The following is a 20245-nucleotide window of genomic DNA, read 5'->3' as shown; positions in this document are numbered from 1 at the left end:
CCCTATTTTTCAGGCTGTTTTTCTCTTCATGCAGATATATAAAATATATAATAAAAGAAACAGAAGGTACATGAAAATGGCGGTAATATAGATCTCCCGATAGGAATAAACCGTCGCCACCAAACCTAATAATAAGGACCCTCCGCCAATCCCCATATCGAAAAAATTAAAGAACGTTCCCATTGCATCCTCATGTTCATGCTCTTCCACAAGATTGATACACCATGTTTGGATGGCGGGAAAAATTGAGCCGAATCCAAAACCGTAGCATATAGCCGCTGTAAAAAACATTGCATTTGTTTGCGCGAAATATAATATTGACAGCCCTGCTATTGAAAATAGCGAGGCGGGAATAAGGATGGCGGCAGCTCCGTATCGGTCAAATGTTCTGCCGGAAATAAGCCGTATAAAAAAACTGGCTCCTGCAATCAAAAAGAAAAACATCCCGACACTATGAAACCCCTTTTCGATTGCATAGAGCGAAAAGAAAGACATAATTCCAGATGCAGCAATACCAACGAATAAAATAAGTATTGACGGAAACAGTACACGTTTTTCCAATACTTTTAACTTTGCAGTTCCTTTTCCGCCAGTGCCAGTTGTTTCCGGCTGTCTGCGCACGAAAACAGCCATAAGTACCGCCAGCAAAAGAACGGACATCCCGCCTAAAAAAAGTCTTTGAAAATCATAAAGCTCCAGAGCCGCGATACCGATCATCGGTCCAACGGAAACTGCAATTGTCTCACCTACTCCAAAATATCCAATTCCTTCCCCTCTCCGCTCTTTAGGGATAATTTCGGCTGCGATTGTCGCAAAATAGGTCGTCGCCAATCCAAACCCGGCCCCATGTATTAAGCGAATCAATAATAAAACGCTGACATCAGACGCCAGGTAATAGGCTCCTGTTGAGAAAGCGCTGATCACAATTCCTAAAATGAGCAAATATTTTTTATTGAACCGTAAAGCCAATGCCCCTGCAAAAGGACGAACAGCAATTGCAGAGATCATAAAAATACCCGTGACATAGCCGACTTGTTTTGCCCCTCCTCCAATAGCCGTCACAAACAAAGGCAAAGTCGGCAATAACATTTCAAATACCATAAACAAGAAAGCATTTGCAAGCGTCACAAAAACAAATGACAATGACCACATTTTTGCAGTATGTATTTTTTCTACATTCAATTCCATTTGGCTACCTCTTACTTTTTTATTTTTCTTCTCACGCATTCACTTTAACTGACCATGGTCAGTTTGTAAACATAATTTTATGAATTTAAAGCTAATAAGAAGCAGAATCGAAAAAATGATACTTGTTTAAACTGACCATTGACAGATGAAAGTTAAGTCATTTAAAGGATATCTTCCAATAAAAAAGCTACTCTGTTGTGAGTAGCTTTTGTGGTGCGGACAGGCATTGTTTAGACGGCTGGATACTTCCATACGCTTCATAAATTAAACCTGTTTTCCTATGAAATTATTTAACGAGCGGCCAAGCCGGTGAAGCCGGATCTAATGTAAAGTCATAAGACGTCTCGTCGCGATACATCGGATCGGCATAAATCGAGTCTTGATCTTGATTTGTTGCGTTTTGGTATCGCGAAAACGAGTCGTATTCATTCTGTTTCCAAATCCACAGACCGTCTTTGCCGGCTTCCTTGTGGTACACGTTATGATTCACTTTATTTCCTTCATTTTTCGTAAAGTCGTTTGCGATAAATATTCGCGAATCGCTTGCTGTGATGATGTTCTTTTCAATTTTGTTGCTTTTTGTGTCATACTGGAGCAAAAGCTGTCCGCCGTCCAGCCCCTTTGTATCATTGCGGTAAACAATATTGTGCGCAATAACAGAATGGCTGGTGCCTCCCCGCTTTTGGTCGTATCCGCCGATAGAAATGCCCGTGTACGCATTCTCATACACTTTGTTGTCGGTTATTTGAATATCATCAGCATATTTTCCTTTGTGTTCAGACGTTGCTTCTATCCCGATATCGTTGCCGTAGACCGTGTTTTTCTTAATGTCAATGCTTTGTCCTCCGTCAACATAAATTCCGCCCGCAGAGTAATCATCCCCATAGGCGGGATTTCCGTAAGTGGAGTTATTGTAAACCGTGTTGTTTTCTACGATACCGTTGCGCACAAAATCGTTTTGAGCGGCCGTTCCTTCATAACCGATCAGATCAATTCCAATGTTATTATTGTCGCGAACCACATTGCCTCTCACCGTGAAACCGTCAATGTTTCCGTTCAGCACAACCGCTTCACTCGCCCCGAGTGTCAGCTTTTCAACCGTATTGTCCTCGATCTTGATGTCTTTCATGCTGCCGGAGCCATAGACGGCGATCCCGTGGGCATTGCCATCATCCGCTGTTGTTTTTATATCCCGGACGTGATTGTTTTTAATGGTAATATGACTGCTGGAGCCTGAAACATAAATTCCGATGGCGGTTGCTTCTTCCGATGAAACGGAAAGGTCTTGAATCGTCAGGCCGCTGATTGTGATGTACTGTTGATTGTGAATCTGAATGAGCGGTGTTTCATATTCAGCGTCCTGAATAGATTTTCCGCTGATGACGACTTTTTCATTCTCATAGTTTTGAAATGTGATAGGCTTTTCAGCTGACCCGCTCTCCTTCACATCAAGCGTTTCATGATACGTGCCTTCCCGAATCATAACAGTTGTGCCAGGGACAGCTTTTTTTGCTGCATGTCCCAGAGTTCGAAACGGCTTTTCTTTCGTTCCTTCATTTTGATCATTTCCATCGGGGGAAACATACAAGCTGTTAGCCGGTTCTGCTTCTTTTGCTCCGGTCTTATCATAAGCAAAAGCGATGATAACAGAAATTAAAATACACGCTGATAAAATAAAATACCATTTTCTCATACTCAGCTCTCTTTTCTTTTCAAAATGGATAAACTAACACCATTATAGAATATCCATTTATGGAAAACCATCGCAAACATTTTAAAGAAAAAGGCAACCCTGTGATCACAGGGTTGCCTTCATGTTTATGAGTTTATTCAGCACTTGCGCAGTCTATGAATAATATAGCCGCCTATTCCTCCTAGAATCGCCGGAAGCACCCATCCTAATCCGATGTCATACATCGGGAGAAACTGATTGAAAAATTGATTAATAGCTGCAATTTTGAGTCCGGCAGCATTCAGGCCGTCAAACAGGCTGATGATAAAGGTCATTATCAGACTGCCTTGATACACTTCCCTCTTCCCTTTAAATAAGGGATGTAAAAATGTTAAGAATATTAAAGAAATCGCAATGGGATACAAAGTTGTTAAAACCGGCATTGAAACGTTAATCAGCTGTGTTAATCCTATATTTGCTACAAGGGTGCTGAACATTGATAGAATGACAGCAATTTTTTTGTAGGAGATGTTTGGAAACAAGCCGTGGAAAAACGAAGAGCATGCTGTGATGAGTCCCACACTTGTTGTCAGACATGCCACTGTGATCATTAAGCCCAAAAAAACGGAACCATATGGTCCGAAATAATAGGATGAAACCTTCGCTAAAACCTCGGCTCCATTTTCTAATAGACCCAGTTTTTCAACGCTGGAAGCCCCCATGTATGAAAGCGCTGAATAGATCAGAGCCAGGAGCGCTGCTGCAATCGCCGTCGATTTTGCACAAACGATCATGAGCTGTTTTTTGGAGACCGCTCCCTTCTCTTTCATGGCGTTCACAATGATGATTCCAAATACAAAAGCGACAAGGGCATCAAGTGTAAAGTAACCTTCTTTGAACCCTTTAAAAAACACGTGTGATGCATATCCTGCAGACGGAGCTTGAAAGCTTCCGATTGGATGAATAATTGCCGTAACGACGAGTAATCCGATAAATGTTAATTTAATAGGAGTTAAAAATTTTCCGATAACATCAATAATTTTAGTTGGATTCAGAGACAGCAAGCAGGCCACCGTGAAAAATAATACGGTAAATATGATTAAGGCAACAGGGCTTGCATCATGAGATAAAAAAGGTTTAACCCCTATTTCAAACGATACATTACCGGATCTGGGAATCGCGAAAAAAGGGCCGATTGCTAAATAGAGAACCGTCGTAAATACAATGCCGAACAATGGATGCACACGACTGGCCAGAGACTGCAAATCATTTTTTCCTGAAAAAACGAATGCGGTAATGGCGAGTAATGGCAATCCGACTCCGGTCACTAAGAATCCTGCATTGGCTGTCCATACATTCTCTCCGGCCATCTGACCAAGCATAGGCGGGAAAATGAGATTTCCTGCACCGAAAAATAATGCAAACAGCATTAGTCCTATGATTAGGATAAATGAAAAAGGAATTTTTTTTGCCATCATGAGTCCTCCGATTCGGGTTAAGCTATTAGTGTGTTTGTAGTAGTCAGTAGTGTAGCACGATAAAAATTTCATAAATGAATGTCCTGAATTATCAGTAAATATTAAATAAAAGTACTATCTTACTATAGTAGCTGTTGCTTGTATTGTCAAAGGTTTCGTCTGTATATGCTTTTACTTTGAAATGGATTTACAAGTTTGTTACAACATGTAAAAATAATAACGGAAAGGAAATTCACATGTGGGAGGTTGTGAAATGCCATTAGGGCCTGCAATCATTTCGGTATTAATAGTATTCGGCATCGTATATGTCATCATGAGAGCTGTGAGGAAATCTAATTGATGGTAGAACGTCTCAGCTCTGACTCTCTTGTCGCAAACTGCACTTTTTCAGAGATCCAAGCCCGCCAATTTCCAAGCGAGACATATAGAATGAAGCTGTATGTCCATCCGCTCCGCTTAAATTGCCGGATCAGGCGAAAAAAGGCCAGTCAAATAAAATGACTGGCCTATCTGGTATTACATAGGATTTACAAAGTGGAGATATCAATCACGAATCGATAACGCACATCGCTGCGAAGTACGCGCTCATACGCTTCATCTACTTGTTCCGCTCCGATGACTTCAATCTGATGAGTTTTCCACTCAATACTTCAAAGAAAATCCTGTTGACGTAGAACACTTGTTAAATTTTTGGTGATACAATAGATATTGACAACTACATACAAAGTAGTATTGATGACGGAAGCTTCAGTGAGCATGATTTAGGAAATGGTATAAAACTTATCCTTACTATTCTCCAACCTATTTTATTACTTCAGTGAGCGAAACTCCAATTGATGAAAACAAGTTTCAGGTCAAGGCCAGGACAAACAGCTATGGGGTATGTAAGTGTTATAACAGCAATCCTTTTAGTGAGCGCATTATATGGCATCGCAACAGGGGCAATTGCCTATTGGATATTTAATATAATCAAGTTTCTTTCAAAAAAATTCAGTCATGATTAAAGGAATGCAGACTAAAAAGTTTGCAGCCAAATAAAATAGAGAAAAAGCCGTCTCCGGTCTGCGCGGGAAACGGCTTTTTTTTAGAGTTGCAAAGGATATGACTTGTATACGGATAAACGGCCTGTTTACATATCCCACCAAAAGGACTCGGGAAGCGAGTATTGGCCGTTTAACAGGATTGTTTCACCAATCGCGGGAGCAATCATGTTGGCGCCTTTTTTCTCAGCTTCTTTCAAAGCACGTTCAATCGGCTCTTTCCAGCCATGATAGGCGAGGGTGAACGCGCCCCAGTGAATTAACATCATGTTCTTTCCTTTTACATCTTTGTGGGCCTGTACAGATTGTTCGGGTGTCATATGAATCCCGGACCAGCGTCTGTCATATTGACCGCCCTCCATTAAGGTGATATCAAAAGGGCCGTATTTTTTGCCGATTTCCTTAAAATGTTCATCATATCCTCCGTCGCCGCTCGTATAAAAACGCGTATGTTTTCCGAGGATAACCCAGCCGCCCCACAGGGTCGTGTTTCGATTCAACAACCCTCTACCCGAAAAGTGTTTGGACGGTGTCAAGGCTATCGTCAAACCTTGAAACTCCGTTTCATCCCACCAATTGAGCTCTGTGATTTTTTCTTTCTCAACTCCCCACCGTATCAAGTGTGCGCTGACTCCGTGGGGAACGAAGAAATGACCGGCCTTTTCCTTCAGTTTTAAGATGGATGGATAATCTAAGTGATCATAATGATCATGTGTGATCAAGACGGCGTCAATCGGCGGCATATCATCGACCATATGCAGGATGTCTTCGCTGTAGCGTCTGCTTCCGATAAATGATACGGGTGAAGCGATTGGACCCAGCATAGGATCTACGAGTATTTTTTTGCGGTCGATGCTCAGTAAAAAAGCGGAATGTCCAAACCACGTTAAGCTGTCTTCGTTACTTTTAACTGTGCTCCAATCGATCTTAGAAACAGGGATTTGACCGGAAGGGTTGCGTTCCTTGCCGCCGGAAACAGCGTCTCTCATCATCGAGAAAACGCCGGAGATTCCGCCCATATCCATCTTTTGCGGAGCTTGATTGACAAATTTGCCATCTGCATAATTGTCAAAGCTTTGATACAGCTTTTTTTGTTTTTTGCTTGGATTTCCCCCAAACACGGGGTGGAAAATGATGAACAATAAAACAGCCGCGCATAACACGGTGATAAAAATGAATAAAAACATCATGATTTTTTTCATTGTTCCTTCCTTTTTAGGATGATCTCTTGCTTTCTCTTATTCTACCGATTATACCTGCATCATCGCCAGTGTAACGCTGCTGTGTATGGGATCATACCATCGTAAATGTAAAGAACCCTCCCAATTTGGAGAGTTCTTTTTTGATGTAAACTTGACATAGACCAGTCATGTGCCACATTTCTTTTAAATATTCTTATTAAATGAAGGTTTCCATTCTGATAAATCCTGATAAACAAACGTTATATTGTCACATATTTTATCAGCAACTTCGTACATATGTTTTATATCATTAGCTGTAAATAATATATATCCTTTGCGTTGAGTACTGTCTATAATAGTTGGTATGATGTCGCCCTCTTTTACTAATAAATCAATTAATAAGACCTCGGATATGTTAGCTAATCCTTTATACTTGATTTCTTTTAAGCAACCTGGTTTTGGAATCAAGCTTAAAGACATAGCTTGACATTTTGAAGGTACACATCTAAATTCATCTATAGTCTTGGTAGCTAACGCATCATAATAGTATCCAAATTGAGATATGCCGGTTGTTAGTTCCACCATTTTCCATATGTTTCCGCCACCTATCCTAACTTGAGACTCTATGATTATTGGCTTTTTTTGTTTGTCTAACTTTACCTCTGTATGAGTAATGCCGTCTTCCAGTTGCATGTCCTCCAAAAATAGCATTACTTTCTCAATGATTAATTTTTTTTGGGATTCATCTATAGGTGCCGGCATAATAGTATAGTTTATTATAAACGTATCTTCTTTAAATATTTCAGCTGATATAGCTAGTATAGAGTGTTTTTTGTTATAAGAAACGGTTTCGACCGTATAAACTACGTCACCTTCAACGTACTCTTCCACTAAAACAGGTAGTTGAATACCATTATCTTTAATAAATACCTCTACGTTATCTCCCGTGTCTAGCTTAGACACTCCTATACCACCTGCACCAATCGGAGGCTTTATTATAATGCTGCCTTTTTTGTTCAAAAATTCATCAATGTCTTTTATGTTATTGCAAACTGTCGAATCTATCGAAAAGTCTTTGCCTGCTAGAATTTCACGCATCATGTCCTTATTGCGGGTTATCATATTAGCATTGTAAGAAGGTCCTTTAACATTAAAAATCTTTGCAATTATGCAAGCCGTATCTAAGGCTGCTTCGTTGAAAGATACTACCACCTCAAATGGTTTCTCTTTGTACAATTCTTCAGCATAGTATACAGACAAGGGTATATTTGTTGTGTCTATTTCTTTTTTATAGAAACACTTTTCTAAAATAGTTCCATCAAAGTATATGTGTTTAGTGTAAGACCCTATATACGAAACAGTATACCCCCTATCTAAAGCATCTTGTATAGGTTTTGTCCATCCCCCTATAAATAAAATGTGTGGTGTATTTTCTATGTCGATTCCTTTTGATATCTTATACATCATAATCATCTCCTCTATAATGAACTCGTATATTCAATTTCGGTTCCTTTTGATACGCCTCGCCTTAACAACATCATTAAACACAATGTTGTTCCGAAGCCCCCTATAAATAACGTAGTTTGAAGCCCGAATATAGAAACTAAAAATGCACTAGCAAAACTTCCTAATGCCCAAGCTCCCCAATTAAGCGTACGCTGTACAGCATTTACTCTGCCTAGCATGTGACTTGGTGAAGCAAGTTGTCGTATGGTTGCAGAGTAAGGGCCAAATACACCTTCTCCCATGCCATGTATGATACTTGCAGCTACTATACCGTAAACGGTTCCCAAATATCCCATTATCGGTATAAAGGCCAGACCGATAACTGATACAGTAGCGCTATAAATAAGCATTTTTGTATTATTAATTTGTTGACTTTTTTTCATGAGTAATGTATTGCCTATTAAAAATCCCACCGCTGCTGAACCTACAACAAAGCCTATTTCAAGTTCAGATAGACCCATTACCTTATAAAGGAATATTACTAAAATACTATTTAGTATGTATTTAAAAAAACCGTAAACAGCGCCACAGCTTACAATTGGTTCTAATACAGGGTGTTTTTTAAAATATATCAAACCTTCATATATGTCTTTGTATACGGATTTTATATTTGCGTTTTTTAAAGAGCCCTCTGTATGCGGTTTAAACTTTGAAATAAATAATACAAACACAAAACAAACAAAATACGTTACTGCGTCAACAGTGAAAGAGCCTGTTAATCCAACTAGAGTAATAACGATTCCTGCTAGCATAGGACCAATTACTATAGAGAGAGACTCTGAAAGAGCTAGTAGTGCATTTCCTTTTTTTAAGTTGTCTTTATCTGTTAATATTTCAGGCAAGAAAGAGGGAATTGCAATGTTGTAAAACGTAGTAAATACTCCATTCAAAAACATGAGAAACACCAATAAAGGGAACGTTATTATATTTGTTACAGTCAGTATGAATACTGCTAAAAATAAAACGCCTTGACATATACTACAAATTAGCAAAATATTTTTTCTGTGAAGGATGTCTATCAAAGCACCAGCTACTAATCCGAAAATTAGGTAGGGTATGAATATAATCCCACGAAGCATGGCAGCATTTGCCTCACTTGTTTGTAGCACCTCTAATGCAAAAAGAGGCAAAGCTACTATTGTAAACTGGGTACCTAACAAACTTACAGACTGTCCTAGCCAAAGCTTGTAAAAATTAAAATGTATTTTATTTTTCATAATAACCCCCTATTAATTCATATTATTCGAAACCTTGTTATAGGCCAGTTCCCTTATTCAGCATTGTTTTGGGCGTAACCTCCATCCATAGTATATCTCCTATGATGACCCTCTGTACGCGTTTGCGAATGTAAAAGCAAGATATCAAAATTGTAGTTTTTGTTTTGATGTTCAACTACAGGTGTAATTATATTGAAACAAATGACCTCAGTTTTTTTAAAAGCTGAGGTACTCTCCAATGATCCTAATGAATGTACAGCATCAATGATCAACGAATTTATAAAACCATATCATTGAACAGGAAACATTTATCGTTGAGATTAGTGTGGATTATGAGAATCACGTGGAGGAATTGAAAAATACAATTCTAATTTTGGATTACATATCAAATGAATCCTTACGTCGTCGTATCAGTGAAAAAAGGTGAGACCATGAATGGCCTTGCGAGCGCCTTATTTTTGGGAAACGAGGGGAATTGGGATGGGAACATATTAATTTTCTTGGAGTATACACCTTTGATATGAAGAATATCGAAAGCTTAGGTTCACTCAGCCCTCTTAATCAATGAATTAAAGCCGATGGTACCTAAGCATATTGTTGGTGGCCCCCCAGATAAAAACCGTGGGAGGTTTACAAAAAAAAAGCTGACATTAATCGTCAGCTCCCGCTTTTAAAATCGGACAGATTCAGAAGGTTGGAAAAACCGGTCCACTGCTTCATCGGTTACATCTGAAACGTGCCGATACTTGTAGTTCGGTGATTGATCACGGTCGATCAGGACGGACCGGACGCCTTCGAAGAAATCGTCGTGCTTCAAAAAGTTCTTCGCCAGCACCAGATCTGTTGCAAAGCATTCTTCCAATGTTTTTTGACGTCCGTCCGCCAGCTGTTTCAATGTGATTTTCAATGAAAATGGCGCTTTGGAAAGCATCGTTTTTTTCACATTCGAGCTAAAAGTGCTTCCTTCGCTTTCGAGCGATTGAAGGATCTCTTCGAGCTTATCATACTTAAAATGCCGGTCAATCGCTTGCTGATCACGGGCGAGCGTGCTTTCTTGGGAGGGCTTCGTTTTCGATTCGCGGATCAGCTGATCGAGCTTTTCTTCAACGTTTACAAGGTGCCAATCTGTTTGTTCCACTGTTTGGATCAATCGTTCTAAAGCGCCGCTCTCCATGTAGGCGTCTGCCCCATTGATATACAGCACGTCTGCCGCATGGATGACAGATGCCGTTAATCCAAGATATCTTCCTATGTGTCCCGGAGCTCTGTTTAAAAAATAGGCTGCCCCGACATCCGGAAAGAAACCGATATTCATTTCAGGCATCGCCCATTTTGTCCTCTCCGTGACAATCCGGTGGCTGGCCCCGTATGTCAGGCCGACGCCTCCCCCCATGACGATCCCGTCCAAGCAGGCGATGATCGGTTTCGGAAATCGATGGACTGCCATATCGACTTCGTACTCTGTTTCAAAAAAGCACTCGGCTTCTTGCAGGGCCTGTTTTGACGAACGTGCTTCATAGAGTGCCTTAATATCCCCCCCGGCACACAGTCCTTTTGGTCCTGCACCTTTGATGACCACAACAGAAACGTTTTGATCTGTCTCCCACTCGTTTAACTTTTCACCAATCAGACGGACCATGTCGTATGTGAGGGAGTTGAGCGCTTTCGGGCGATTCAAAACAATCGCTGCGGCGCCGTTTTGATTAACGGAAAACAGCACATCATCGGACATCTGGATCCACTCCTTTTATGAATGATGAAAGTTTGGTTTGCGCTTTTCGACAAATGCGTGAATTCCTTCTTTGGCGTCTGAAGTGACAAACAGCTCGGCGAATCTGTTTCGCTCTCTCTCCAGTGCCTGTTCCATGCTTTCAGAGGCGCCCTGTACGACACATTCGACGGCGCGCCTCACGCTGGTCATGCTTTTTCCTTCGATAAAAGACGACGCGACCCCTTCTGCCGTCTTCATCAGTTCCTCCCCCTTTACCGCCATCTGCGCAATTTTCAGCTCTACCGCTTCTTGAGCTGAAAGCGTTCGGCCCGTCAGGATGAGATCGAGTGCTGTCGCTGTATCCGTTATGTTGCGAAGCCGCTGTGTACCTCCAAACGCGGGAATCAAGCCGAGCTTTAATTCGGGAAGGCCGAGTGTTGCATCGTCTGATACGATTCTGAAGTGGCAGCTCATTGCGAGTTCCAGGCCTCCGCCAAGAGCCGGTCCGTTTATCGCCGCAATGACGGGCTTATTGGAAGCTTCGATTTCATCACAGAGCGCCTGGCCCCCTTTTGCGAGTGCCAGCCCTAGTTTTTGGTTCCCGAGTTTTGAAACAAATTCTTTTATATCCGCTCCCGCCACAAAAAATCGTCCTTCTCCTGTGACGATGATCGCTTTTGTCTCCTCGTCGCGGGCCAATTCCCGAAAAAGAGAGCGCAATTCGGCGATACAGGAAGAAGAGAGTGTATTTGCCGGCGGATTGTTCAACGTGACGGTCGTGATGCTATGTTCTGTTTTAAGTGTGGCATATTTCAAGTTCAATATTGATCCCTCCCTGTTGAAATAGAAAAGGCCCCTCTGAAAAAATCTGTTGCGCATGAGAGGGAGCCTTATGTTAAGAATTAGAACCAGCGTTCGGTGACGACCTTTTTGCGCGTGTAAAACTGGACGCCATCTTTTCCGTTTGTCCCAAGGTCTCCATAGAAAGAGGCCTTGTTCCCTGCGAAGGAGAAGAATGCCATCGGAGCTGGTACGTTGACATTGACGCCGATCATTCCGGCATCGATTTTGTCGCGGAACTGCTGGGCGCTTTTCCCGCTCGACGTGTAAATGACAGCGCCGTTGGCAAACTTGGATTGATTGGCGAGCTCGATCCCCTCATCAAGGTCTTGTACGCGGACGACGCTCAAGACCGGCGCAAAGATTTCGTCCTGCCAGATTTTCATCTCCGGTGTTACATGATCGAAAATCGTGGCTCCCACAAAATATCCTTCCTGAACATCCGGATTGCGTCCGTCCACGGCGAGTGCGGCTCCCTCTTTTATACCGCTGTCGATATAGTCAAGAACGCGTTCTTTATGAACTTCGCGGATCAGCGGGCCGACAAAGTGATCCTCTGATCTGCCATCCCCTGTCTTCAGCTTCCGTGTTTCAGACACGAGCATTTCCATGAAGTCATCGGCGATGTCATCAACGACCGCCGCGACGGAGCAGGCCATACAGCGTTCTCCGCTGCTTCCGAATGCCGCCCCGATGATGCCTTGAACCGATTTTTCAAGATGACAATCCGGCATCACAATCGCATGGTTTTTTGCGCCGGCCAGAGCCTGAACGCGCTTCCCGTTGGCTGTGCCCGTTTGATACACATATTTTGCGACCGGTTCTGAACCGACGAAGGAGACGGCTTTAATATCATCGTTCTCCAGTATTCCGTTTACAACATCCTTTCCTCCATGAACGAGGTTCAGCACACCTTTCGGAAACCCTGCTTCATAAAACAGCTCGACAAGCTTTCCGGCAAGAATAGGAGTGCGTTCCGAAGGTTTCAGGACGAACGTGTTTCCGCAAGCAATGGCGAGCGGAAACATCCACAGAGGAACCATCATTGGAAAGTTAAACGGCGTAATACCGGCGACGACCCCCAAAGGATAGCGCCAAATCGATCCGTCGATGCCCCCTGCTATCGCGGGCAGGGATTCTCCCATCATTAAAGTAGGTGTGGCTGTTGCAAGCTCAACAACTTCGATTCCGCGCTGCACTTCGCCTCGGGCGTCTTTTAACGTTTTGCCGTTTTCCGTCGTAATGATGTCTGCCAATTGTTCTTTTTGCTCTTGAAGAAGCTGCAAATATTTATATAAAAGTCTCGCCCGATTGGGGACAGGCACAAGTGACCAGGTCTGATAAGCATGTTTGGCAGCCTGCACGGCACGATCTACATCCGCTCTCACAGATAGAGGCGCATAAGCGATGACGTTTCCGTTTGCAGGATTGACGACTTCTTCAGCTTCCGTACCTGAGGAATTCACCCACTCCCCGTCGATATGGTTCATTATTTTCTTGGCATTCGTTGTGATCATGTGCTTTCTCACCTCTCCTTACCGATAAGTTGTCTTCTGTTCGCTTATTTTTTTGTATAAAACAGACATATCTTTTTCACCATATCCGTTCTGATCGGCTTCTTCATAGATGCCGAAGAGAATCTTGCTCACCGGCAGTTCAACCTCATTTTTCTCAGCCAAATCCAATGCAAAGCCAAGGTCTTTCAGCAGCAGCTTCAAAGAAAAGCCAGGTTCATAGTTTTCATTCGCTATGAAGCTTTTATAGTTGCGCTCATAGATTCGGCTCTGCCCATAGCTGACGTTCAGCATCTCAAACAATTTTTCGAGATCGAGATTGCTGTTTTTGGCAAGATGCAAGGCTTCACTGACGCCGGCTGTATAAAAACCGATTAAGAGGTTGTTGATCAGCTTCGTATTCGTTCCGCTGTCGATGTTTTCGTTCACATGAAAAATATTCTCGCCCAATACGTTGAAAATAGGCAATGCTTTATCAAAAACAGACTTCGGCCCCCCGACCATAAAGGTAAGCGTCCGGTTGACCGCTCCGATTACACCGCCGCTGACCGGCGCCGCAAGAAAATCAATTCCTTTGCTTTTCGCTTCCTCTGCAATCCGGATATTCAGTTCAGGAGCGACCGTGCTTGTATCAATCAGAAGGACGCCTGGTTCAGCTAGGTGTACGAGCCCCTTTTTCCCCAGAAAAACCTCCTCTGCAGCTTTTGATGAAGGAAGGCTTGTCAGGATGGCGTCACACTCTTTTACCATCTTTTCAACTGAAATCCCGATCGTTCCCCCTGCATGATGCAAGGCCAATTCAGCTTCTTTGTTAAGGTCCGTTCCATATACCGCAAAGTTCTCCTGAAGCAAATTTTTCGACATGGGCAGACCCATGTTGCCCAAACCGATAAACCCGATTTTTTTCAAACGGTTTCCCTCCGATCACACCGTATATTTTTCATGAGCGGCTATTTTCTCTGCGATTTCGCGTTTTTGAGCAAACAGATTGCTGAAAAGGGGCAAAGTAAGGCTGTGAACCTCTTCCAATTCGAGCTTTCTTTCAGCTTCATCAGATTCTATGCCTGATAAGGCGGTTACCGCCATCTCTTCGATTTTGCGGAAGCCTTCTTCACAAATAACGTTCGTTATCATTTCTTTCAACCGTGCTTTTTCGCTTCCGTATCTTTTGGTTGCCTTTTCGGTCCGGAGGGCGGCGGATTCCATCACATAGAGTTCTTTTTGCATGTCGGCGAGAATCCGCGCGTATTCCTGCTCCTTTTGAATGTTCACGCGGGAGCGTTTAAGCGCTTTTAATGTTTTGCCGAAAAGCCTGTTGGACAGCTGAATAAACCGCCGGTTTCGGTTTTCCCCGCTGCTTAATTGAGCTTCCGGCTCTGAGATGCCGTTTTGCTTCACTTCTTTCATCATCAGTTTGGCGATCGTCAAACGGTTAATCTCGTTTGTCCCTTCGAAAATCCGGCTGATCCTCGCGTCCCGGTACAAACGTTCGACTTCGTACTCCTGCATGTATCCGTAGCCGCCATGAATCTGTACCGCCTCGTCTGCATTTCGGTCGAGTATTTCGGAGCAGTGAACTTTATTGATCGCGCATTCGGATGCATAGTTTGTGAGTTTTCTCAGTCTGTCGTCTAATGGCTCAGCCGAATTTAAAACATGGTCCAGGCAGTCTGCCGTTCTGTAAGCAGCGCTTTCGGCGCCGAAAATCGAAATTGCCATGTCGGCAATCTTTTCTTGAATCATTGAAAAACCGATGATCGGCTTGTTAAATTGTTTGCGCTGTTTGGCGTAGCTAACGGCAAGGTTCAATGCTTGCTTTGCCATTCCAATGTTCGAAAACGCGAGCTTTAAGCGGGCCATGTTTAAAATGTTCAAAGCGACGTGATGACCTTTCCCGACATGACCCAAAACATTATCGTTTGGCACCTCGACTTCTTCGAGGATTAAGGTTGCCGTCGAAGACCCTTTGATTCCCATCTTCTTCTCTTCAGGTCCGATGGAAACGCCTTTAAACGAACGTTCGACGATAAATGCTGTCATGCCTTCCGCCGTTTTTGCAAAGACAACATATACATCAGCTACTTGCGCGTTCGTAATCCACTGTTTTTCCCCGTTTAAAACCCAGGCTGTTCCTTCCCCATTCAAGACGGCCGTCGTTTTTGCGTTTAAAGCATCTGAGCCTGCGCCCGGCTCTGTCAGAGCATATGCTCCGATCCATTCGCCCGATGCCAGTTTCGGAAGGTATTTTCGTTTTTGTTCTTCTGTTCCATAATAAATATACGGCAATGTCCCGACGCCCGCATGAATATTAAAGGAGACGCTGAACGATCCGCCGGCTCCCATTTTCTCTGCTACTAACCCGGAAAGCTTCTTACTGAGTGAAAGGCCGCCGTATTCCTCAGGAACTTCGATACTGAGCAATCCGAGCTCTCCCGCTTTTTGAAACAATTTTTTCACGCTTTCGTGATCCTGCTGATCGATCGATTCAAGAAGGGGCATGACTTCATTTTTGACAAATGATTCTGTCGTTTTTGAAATCAGTTGATCTTCCTCTGTGAAATCTTCCGGCGTAAATCCTTCAGCAGCCGATTCGTGTTGAGAAATCAAGGGTTCATTCCATCGAATTTTTGCTTTCCCCATTGCTTTCCTCCTCGCTTCCGCTAAAAAGAGTGATAAACTGAGATAAAAAGACGATGAATCCGCTTACATTTTACCTGATACGAATCATCGTCTCCTTTTCTCATCCAGATAAGGACCAACCAATTATGAAGGGCACGGTTGTTTCGGTCATTTAGCAGGCTTTTCTTCTGCCTGTCGCCGGAACACAGCCCCGCTTTTTTGTTTCATGAAGCAACTGTTCCGCGAAAAGCTCCGGGCAGTGCAGCTGATGTGTAAGTTATGAAGCTTTTAATATCAGCTTATCAAATAATTGGAAGATTTCCAAATGTTTTTTTGGTTTACTCTATTTTACTTGTGAAAGCTTGGGAATATGCATTGTCCGCCTTGTGGCGAACGCGTTTTGGCAAGCCGGCATGCTTTTTTTGAAAAAATAAAACAGACCATCGTTTTGATGGTCTGTTTAGAAAGTGTACCGTTGATGGCTTATTCATTTGACAGGCTTGAGACGATACATTCTGCACGGCCGTCGATTGTAAATTCTCCAAAGCCCGCAGGCAGCAGCATGTGATCTCCTTTTTTAAAAGAAAAGTCGTTGCCGCAAGACGCATTGATCTGCCCTTCCCCTTCTATGACGCTGACAAGAAGAAACGGTTTATCCTGTTTGAAACAGGCTGATCCTTTTACATCCCATTTTGCTACTGAGAAATAAGGACACTCAATCATTGCGGCAGTCTTGACATTACCCGATGTTTCATATTGAACGTCTTCGCGGCCAGGCGAAGACGGGACGTCGATCACTTCTATGCTTTTTTGCAAATGGAGCTCGCGCAGGTTTCCTTCAGCATCTTTTCTGTCATAATCATATAGTCTGTAGGTTGTGTCTGAATTCTGCTGCGTCTCCAAAATCAAAATACCTTTTCCGATCGCATGGACGGTTCCGCTCGGCACATAGAAGAAATCTCCCGGCTTCACTTTGACGCGGCGCAAGAGCTCGTTCCATTTCCCGCGTTCGATCATTGAGACCAGTTCTTCCCGCGTTTTGGCATGGTGGCCGTAAATGATCTCCGCGTCTTCGTTGCAATCCATGATATACCAGCATTCCGTTTTTCCAAGCTCCCCGTTTTCGTGCAGTTTTGCATATTCATCGTTTGGATGCACCTGTACGGATAGGTCTTGGTCGGCGTCCAAAATTTTTGTCAGAAGAGGAAAGCGGTCTCCCTTTATATGTCCGAATAAATGGCGATGTTCATTCCATAATTCGCTGAGTGTGAGCCCTTTATACATGCCGTTTTTCACGACGCTTTGCCCATTTTGATGGGCGGCGAAAGCCCAGCACTCCCCCGTTTGTTCGGATGGAATCTCGTAGCCGAAAGAGGCTAAAGCTGTGCCGCCCCAAATTCTTTCTTTAAAAACAGGCTCGAAAAATAATGGTTCAGTCATGACGGGCATCCTCCTTTTTTAGATGATTTCATCCAGAAGTTTGTATGCTTCTACTTTTGTTTGAGCAGAGAGAAGCTTGTCCCTGTAGGTGTCATCCATCAGTTTTCGGGAGAGCATTTGCAGAAGCTTCAGATGCTCGTTTCCCCCGCTTTCTTTCGGGACGGCGATCATAAAGATCAGTTTGGCGTCAGTTCCGTCAAGACTCTTCCAGTCGACGCCCGAACGTTTGATGCCGAATGCTACACTCGGCTTCTTGACGGCGTCAGACTTCCCGTGTGGGATCGCGATGTTCATGCCGATTGCCGTTGTCCCCTCTAATTCGCGGTTCATGATCGCTTGTTTAAATTCGCTTTCCGAATGCAGTGCACCTTTACGGGACAATTTTTGAATCATTTCATCGATAATGTCGTCTCTCGTATCCCCTGATAAATGAGGTTCGATCAAATCTGTATCAATGATGTCTGTGAGCTTTTTAATTTCCGGTATTTCGGATTTTTTGCTTTCCGCTTTTATTTCGATGTTCGGCTGCGGAATGTCATGAACTGCAGCAGTCTCACTTGCCCCTGCAGGAGCGGCTGCGACCTCTTTTTTGAGTACATTGACCAAAAGAGCGGTGACCAGGGATCCGGCAATAACGGCGATGAAGAACATCAACACATGATCGACAGCGCCAAGCACTGCTACAATCGGTCCGCCGTGGGCGACTCTGTCCCCTACATTACCGATCATGGCGATCACAGAACCAGTCATTGAACCCGCCATAATACTTGGTATGACGCGAAGCGGGTCCTGTGCAGCAAACGGTATGGCACCTTCAGTAATACCGAATAACCCCATTGTAAATGCTGCTTTTCCCATTTCTCTTTCTTGCGCCTGAAATTTTCTTTTTCCTAAAAACGTTGCGATGCCAAGCCCGATCGGAGGAATACAAATGGCGACGGCGATCGGACCCATAATTTCATAGTTTCCTTCACCGATCATGGCCGAACCAAACAGGAATGCCACTTTATTGACGGGGCCGCCCATATCAAACGAAATCATCGCCCCTAAAATTAATGCCAAAAGAATCGAACTTGAGCCCTGCATACCAGCCAGCCAAACCGTCAAAGATTCAAAGATTTGCGCGACAGGCGCGCCGATCAGCAATACGAATGCCAAGCCGACAATAAGCGAGGAAACCACCGGTATGATGATGATCGGCATGATCGGCTGAATGGCTTTTGGCACTTTTAATTTTTTGATGGCCAGCGCCGCATATCCGGCTAAAAAGCCCGCGATAATGCCGCCGAGGAACCCCGCACCGCTTCCGCTGCCGTAAAAGCTTCCTGTCGCTGCGATGTATCCGCCGATCATCCCTGGCACAAGCCCCGGTTTATCGGCGATGCTGTAGGCAATATAACCGGCTAAAATCGGGATCATGAATGAGAATGAGGCAGCCCCGATTTGCTCAATCGTTTTCCAAAAAGATTCATCAGGAATCACTAACCCTTTCGGCGTTTTTTCACCTCCAAGCGTCAGTGCGACCGCAATCAATAATCCGCCGACGACGATGAAAGGAACCATAAACGATACACCGTTCATTAAATGCCGGTAAATCGGATTTTGTTTTTTCTCAGTTTGAGCTGAGGCTTCCGTTTTCGCAGCCGGCCGATAGACAGGTATATCGCCGCTGATCGCTTTTTGTATTAATTCTTCCGGTTTTCGGATGCCTTCCTGAACACCGACAGCCAGAAGTTTTTTCCCGATAAAACGGTCTTTGTTGACCGAGCGGTCTGCGGCTATGATAATCGCGTCTGCCTCGCGGATTTCCTGCTCGGTCAGCTCATTTTCCACCCCGATGCCGCCTTGTGTTTCGACTTTCATTTGAACGCCCATTCGATCGGCCGCTTTTTGCAAATTTTCCGCAGCCATATACGTGTGGGCAATTCCGTTTGGACATGATGTAATCGCTAACAGTTTCATGCGAATCCTCCTTCTGAAACTAAAGTAGTGAGCAGCTCTTGTCATTACTTTATAATAAAAACGTGTGTGTAAAAGCGTTGTTTTTTACCGCAGGTTCCGGAAAAACCGGCTTTTTTAAAAAAACCGGACTGCAATAAGGGGCGACTTGTAACACTTGGGACTGATTGTGAAAATGTGCCGTATTGCAACAATTGGGGACTGAAATTTTTCGAAGAGGTGTAAAGTGAGGACATTCCTTTTTAATGAAGGATATCTCGAAATCAAGAAAATCAAGGTTGAACTTGTCAGCAAATCCCTTGCTGAACACGAAGATGTTTCCACTACAATGAAAAACTATGATCTTCGAATCAAATATTTATGTAAAATCACTCTTTTATTCAAAAACCAAGATCCCTTTCTTGAGGGGTTTTGCTTTTGAGTGAAATGTAAAAAAGAAGGTATTTCCTCCTATCATGTCGAGAGGATTAAATTTTGAAACTTATTCTTTAATTTTCCGTATATCAATATAAAAATGGCATCTAATGCGGGGAGGAATATTCGTTGGCTGAAAAGCAAAAAAGGGTTCCATTTTTTAAAAAATTTTGGGTTTCTCAAATTGGTGTATTTTTATTGTCACAGATAATTTTTATTACATTTGAAACAACAGGATGGATACCTAATTATAGAGAGATTGATGGAACACTATTTGGGAGAATTACGGAATCGTCAATTTTTATAGAATGGTTTACTTTTTATGAAACACCACAATTAAATTTACTTACTGTCTTTTTTGGCGTCTTCTTTCTTGTGCCAGGAATAATAAGTGCATTAAAAAACGTATTTTCGCCTAGACACTATAGTAATAGCTCTAAATAACCGTGATTAAAAATAAATATGG

General features: G+C 43.2%; 14 protein-coding genes and 3 pseudogenes. 3 read left to right on the top strand and 14 right to left on the bottom strand.

Annotated features, from left to right (window positions below; translation table 11 throughout):
• Positions 1-9: 9 nt before the first annotated feature.
• The 7 genes and pseudogenes from LQ247_RS18155 to LQ247_RS18125 all read right to left on the bottom strand — a co-directional run bounded on the left by LQ247_RS18155 (position 10) and on the right by LQ247_RS18125 (position 9282).
• Positions 10-1188, bottom strand: coding sequence for an MFS transporter (locus tag LQ247_RS18155; protein ID WP_231006374.1), 1179 nt, complete (start codon positions 1186-1188; stop codon positions 10-12).
• A gap of 286 nt (positions 1189-1474) precedes the next feature.
• Positions 1475-2881 (bottom strand): right-handed parallel beta-helix repeat-containing protein, encoded by a 1407-nt coding sequence (locus tag LQ247_RS18150; RefSeq protein ID WP_231006372.1) that lies wholly within the window; start codon positions 2879-2881, stop codon positions 1475-1477.
• A 137-nt stretch (positions 2882-3018) separates the two neighbouring features.
• Positions 3019-4335: a branched-chain amino acid transport system II carrier protein gene (brnQ, locus tag LQ247_RS18145; protein ID WP_095290657.1), complete on the bottom strand. Its 1317-nt coding sequence runs from the start codon at positions 4333-4335 to the stop codon at positions 3019-3021.
• A gap of 530 nt (positions 4336-4865) precedes the next feature.
• Positions 4866-4967 (bottom strand): annotated as a pseudogene (locus tag LQ247_RS18140) (NADP-dependent alcohol dehydrogenase); the annotation flags it as partial.
• Between the two features lie 500 nt (positions 4968-5467).
• Positions 5468-6568, bottom strand: a complete 1101-nt coding sequence (locus tag LQ247_RS18135; protein WP_075213303.1) for an MBL fold metallo-hydrolase — start codon at positions 6566-6568, stop codon at positions 5468-5470.
• Between the two features lie 195 nt (positions 6569-6763).
• Positions 6764-8023 carry an ATP-grasp domain-containing protein gene (locus LQ247_RS18130; RefSeq protein ID WP_231006410.1) on the bottom strand — a complete coding sequence of 420 codons (1260 nt, stop codon included), beginning with the start codon at positions 8021-8023 and terminating at the stop codon, positions 6764-6766.
• 14 nt (positions 8024-8037) lie between these two features.
• Complete coding sequence (locus tag LQ247_RS18125) at positions 8038-9282, bottom strand: MFS transporter (RefSeq protein WP_023857547.1); 1245 nt, start codon at positions 9280-9282, stop codon at positions 8038-8040.
• A gap of 352 nt (positions 9283-9634) precedes the next feature.
• Between LQ247_RS18125 and LQ247_RS22365 the strand changes: the two are divergent.
• A pseudogene (locus tag LQ247_RS22365) lies at positions 9635-9850 on the top strand (Tn3 family transposase); the annotation flags it as partial.
• Between the two features lie 102 nt (positions 9851-9952).
• Here the strand turns inward: LQ247_RS22365 and LQ247_RS18120 are convergent.
• From LQ247_RS18120 to LQ247_RS18090, 7 genes are all read right to left on the bottom strand, one after another.
• A complete protein-coding gene (locus LQ247_RS18120) occupies positions 9953-11014 on the bottom strand; it encodes an enoyl-CoA hydratase/isomerase family protein (protein WP_144497693.1) in 1062 nt (353 codons plus the stop codon).
• Positions 11015-11029: 15 nt separating this feature from the next.
• Complete coding sequence (locus tag LQ247_RS18115; RefSeq protein WP_039072741.1) at positions 11030-11815, bottom strand: enoyl-CoA hydratase-related protein; 786 nt, start codon at positions 11813-11815, stop codon at positions 11030-11032.
• A gap of 80 nt (positions 11816-11895) precedes the next feature.
• The gene (locus LQ247_RS18110) at positions 11896-13350 is read right to left on the bottom strand and encodes a CoA-acylating methylmalonate-semialdehyde dehydrogenase (RefSeq protein WP_144497694.1); all 1455 of its coding nucleotides are present in this window, start codon (positions 13348-13350) and stop codon (positions 11896-11898) included.
• Positions 13351-13368: 18 nt separating this feature from the next.
• Positions 13369-14256: an NAD(P)-dependent oxidoreductase gene (locus LQ247_RS18105; RefSeq protein WP_023857543.1), complete on the bottom strand. Its 888-nt coding sequence runs from the start codon at positions 14254-14256 to the stop codon at positions 13369-13371.
• 15 nt (positions 14257-14271) lie between these two features.
• Positions 14272-15987 carry an acyl-CoA dehydrogenase family protein gene (locus LQ247_RS18100; protein WP_231006370.1) on the bottom strand — a complete coding sequence of 572 codons (1716 nt, stop codon included), beginning with the start codon at positions 15985-15987 and terminating at the stop codon, positions 14272-14274.
• A 462-nt stretch (positions 15988-16449) separates the two neighbouring features.
• Positions 16450-17406, bottom strand: coding sequence for a mannose-6-phosphate isomerase, class I (gene manA, locus LQ247_RS18095; protein ID WP_425332688.1), 957 nt, complete (start codon positions 17404-17406; stop codon positions 16450-16452).
• Between the two features lie 18 nt (positions 17407-17424).
• Positions 17425-19368, bottom strand: a complete 1944-nt coding sequence (locus LQ247_RS18090) for a PTS fructose transporter subunit IIABC (RefSeq protein WP_023857540.1) — start codon at positions 19366-19368, stop codon at positions 17425-17427.
• Between the two features lie 253 nt (positions 19369-19621).
• On the opposite strand from LQ247_RS18090, the pseudogene LQ247_RS22215 reads away from it, so the two are divergent.
• Together LQ247_RS22215 and LQ247_RS18085 are read left to right on the top strand one after the other, a co-directional pair.
• Positions 19622-19786 (top strand): annotated as a pseudogene (locus LQ247_RS22215) (hypothetical protein); the annotation flags it as partial.
• Between the two features lie 122 nt (positions 19787-19908).
• Positions 19909-20223, top strand: coding sequence for a YfzA family protein (locus tag LQ247_RS18085; RefSeq protein WP_231006366.1), 315 nt, complete (start codon positions 19909-19911; stop codon positions 20221-20223).
• Positions 20224-20245: the final 22 nt, after the last annotated feature.

The organism is Bacillus sp. BS3(2021) (assembly GCF_021043345.1).
In the GTDB taxonomy this organism is placed as follows: domain Bacteria; phylum Bacillota; class Bacilli; order Bacillales; family Bacillaceae; genus Bacillus; species Bacillus paralicheniformis.
Note: the sequence above shows the minus strand (reverse complement) of the source record. Positions and strands in the feature narration are given on the sequence as shown.

Coding starts and splice junctions, on each gene's coding strand:
- LQ247_RS18155 (WP_231006374.1), bottom strand. CDS start 1,188: ATGGAATTGAATGTAGAAAAAATACATACTGCAAAAATGTGGTCATTG.
- LQ247_RS18150 (WP_231006372.1), bottom strand. CDS start 2,881: ATGAGAAAATGGTATTTTATTTTATCAGCGTGTATTTTAATTTCTGTT.
- brnQ (WP_095290657.1), bottom strand. CDS start 4,335: ATGGCAAAAAAAATTCCTTTTTCATTTATCCTAATCATAGGACTAATG.
- LQ247_RS18135 (WP_075213303.1), bottom strand. CDS start 6,568: ATGATGTTTTTATTCATTTTTATCACCGTGTTATGCGCGGCTGTTTTA.
- LQ247_RS18130 (WP_231006410.1), bottom strand. CDS start 8,023: ATGTATAAGATATCAAAAGGAATCGACATAGAAAATACACCACACATT.
- LQ247_RS18125 (WP_023857547.1), bottom strand. CDS start 9,282: ATGAAAAATAAAATACATTTTAATTTTTACAAGCTTTGGCTAGGACAG.
- LQ247_RS18120 (WP_144497693.1), bottom strand. CDS start 11,014: ATGTCCGATGATGTGCTGTTTTCCGTTAATCAAAACGGCGCCGCAGCG.
- LQ247_RS18110 (WP_144497694.1), bottom strand. CDS start 13,350: ATGATCACAACGAATGCCAAGAAAATAATGAACCATATCGACGGGGAG.
- LQ247_RS18100 (WP_231006370.1), bottom strand. CDS start 15,987: ATGGGGAAAGCAAAAATTCGATGGAATGAACCCTTGATTTCTCAACAC.
- manA (WP_425332688.1), bottom strand. CDS start 17,406: ATGACTGAACCATTATTTTTCGAGCCTGTTTTTAAAGAAAGAATTTGG.
- LQ247_RS18090 (WP_023857540.1), bottom strand. CDS start 19,368: ATGAAACTGTTAGCGATTACATCATGTCCAAACGGAATTGCCCACACG.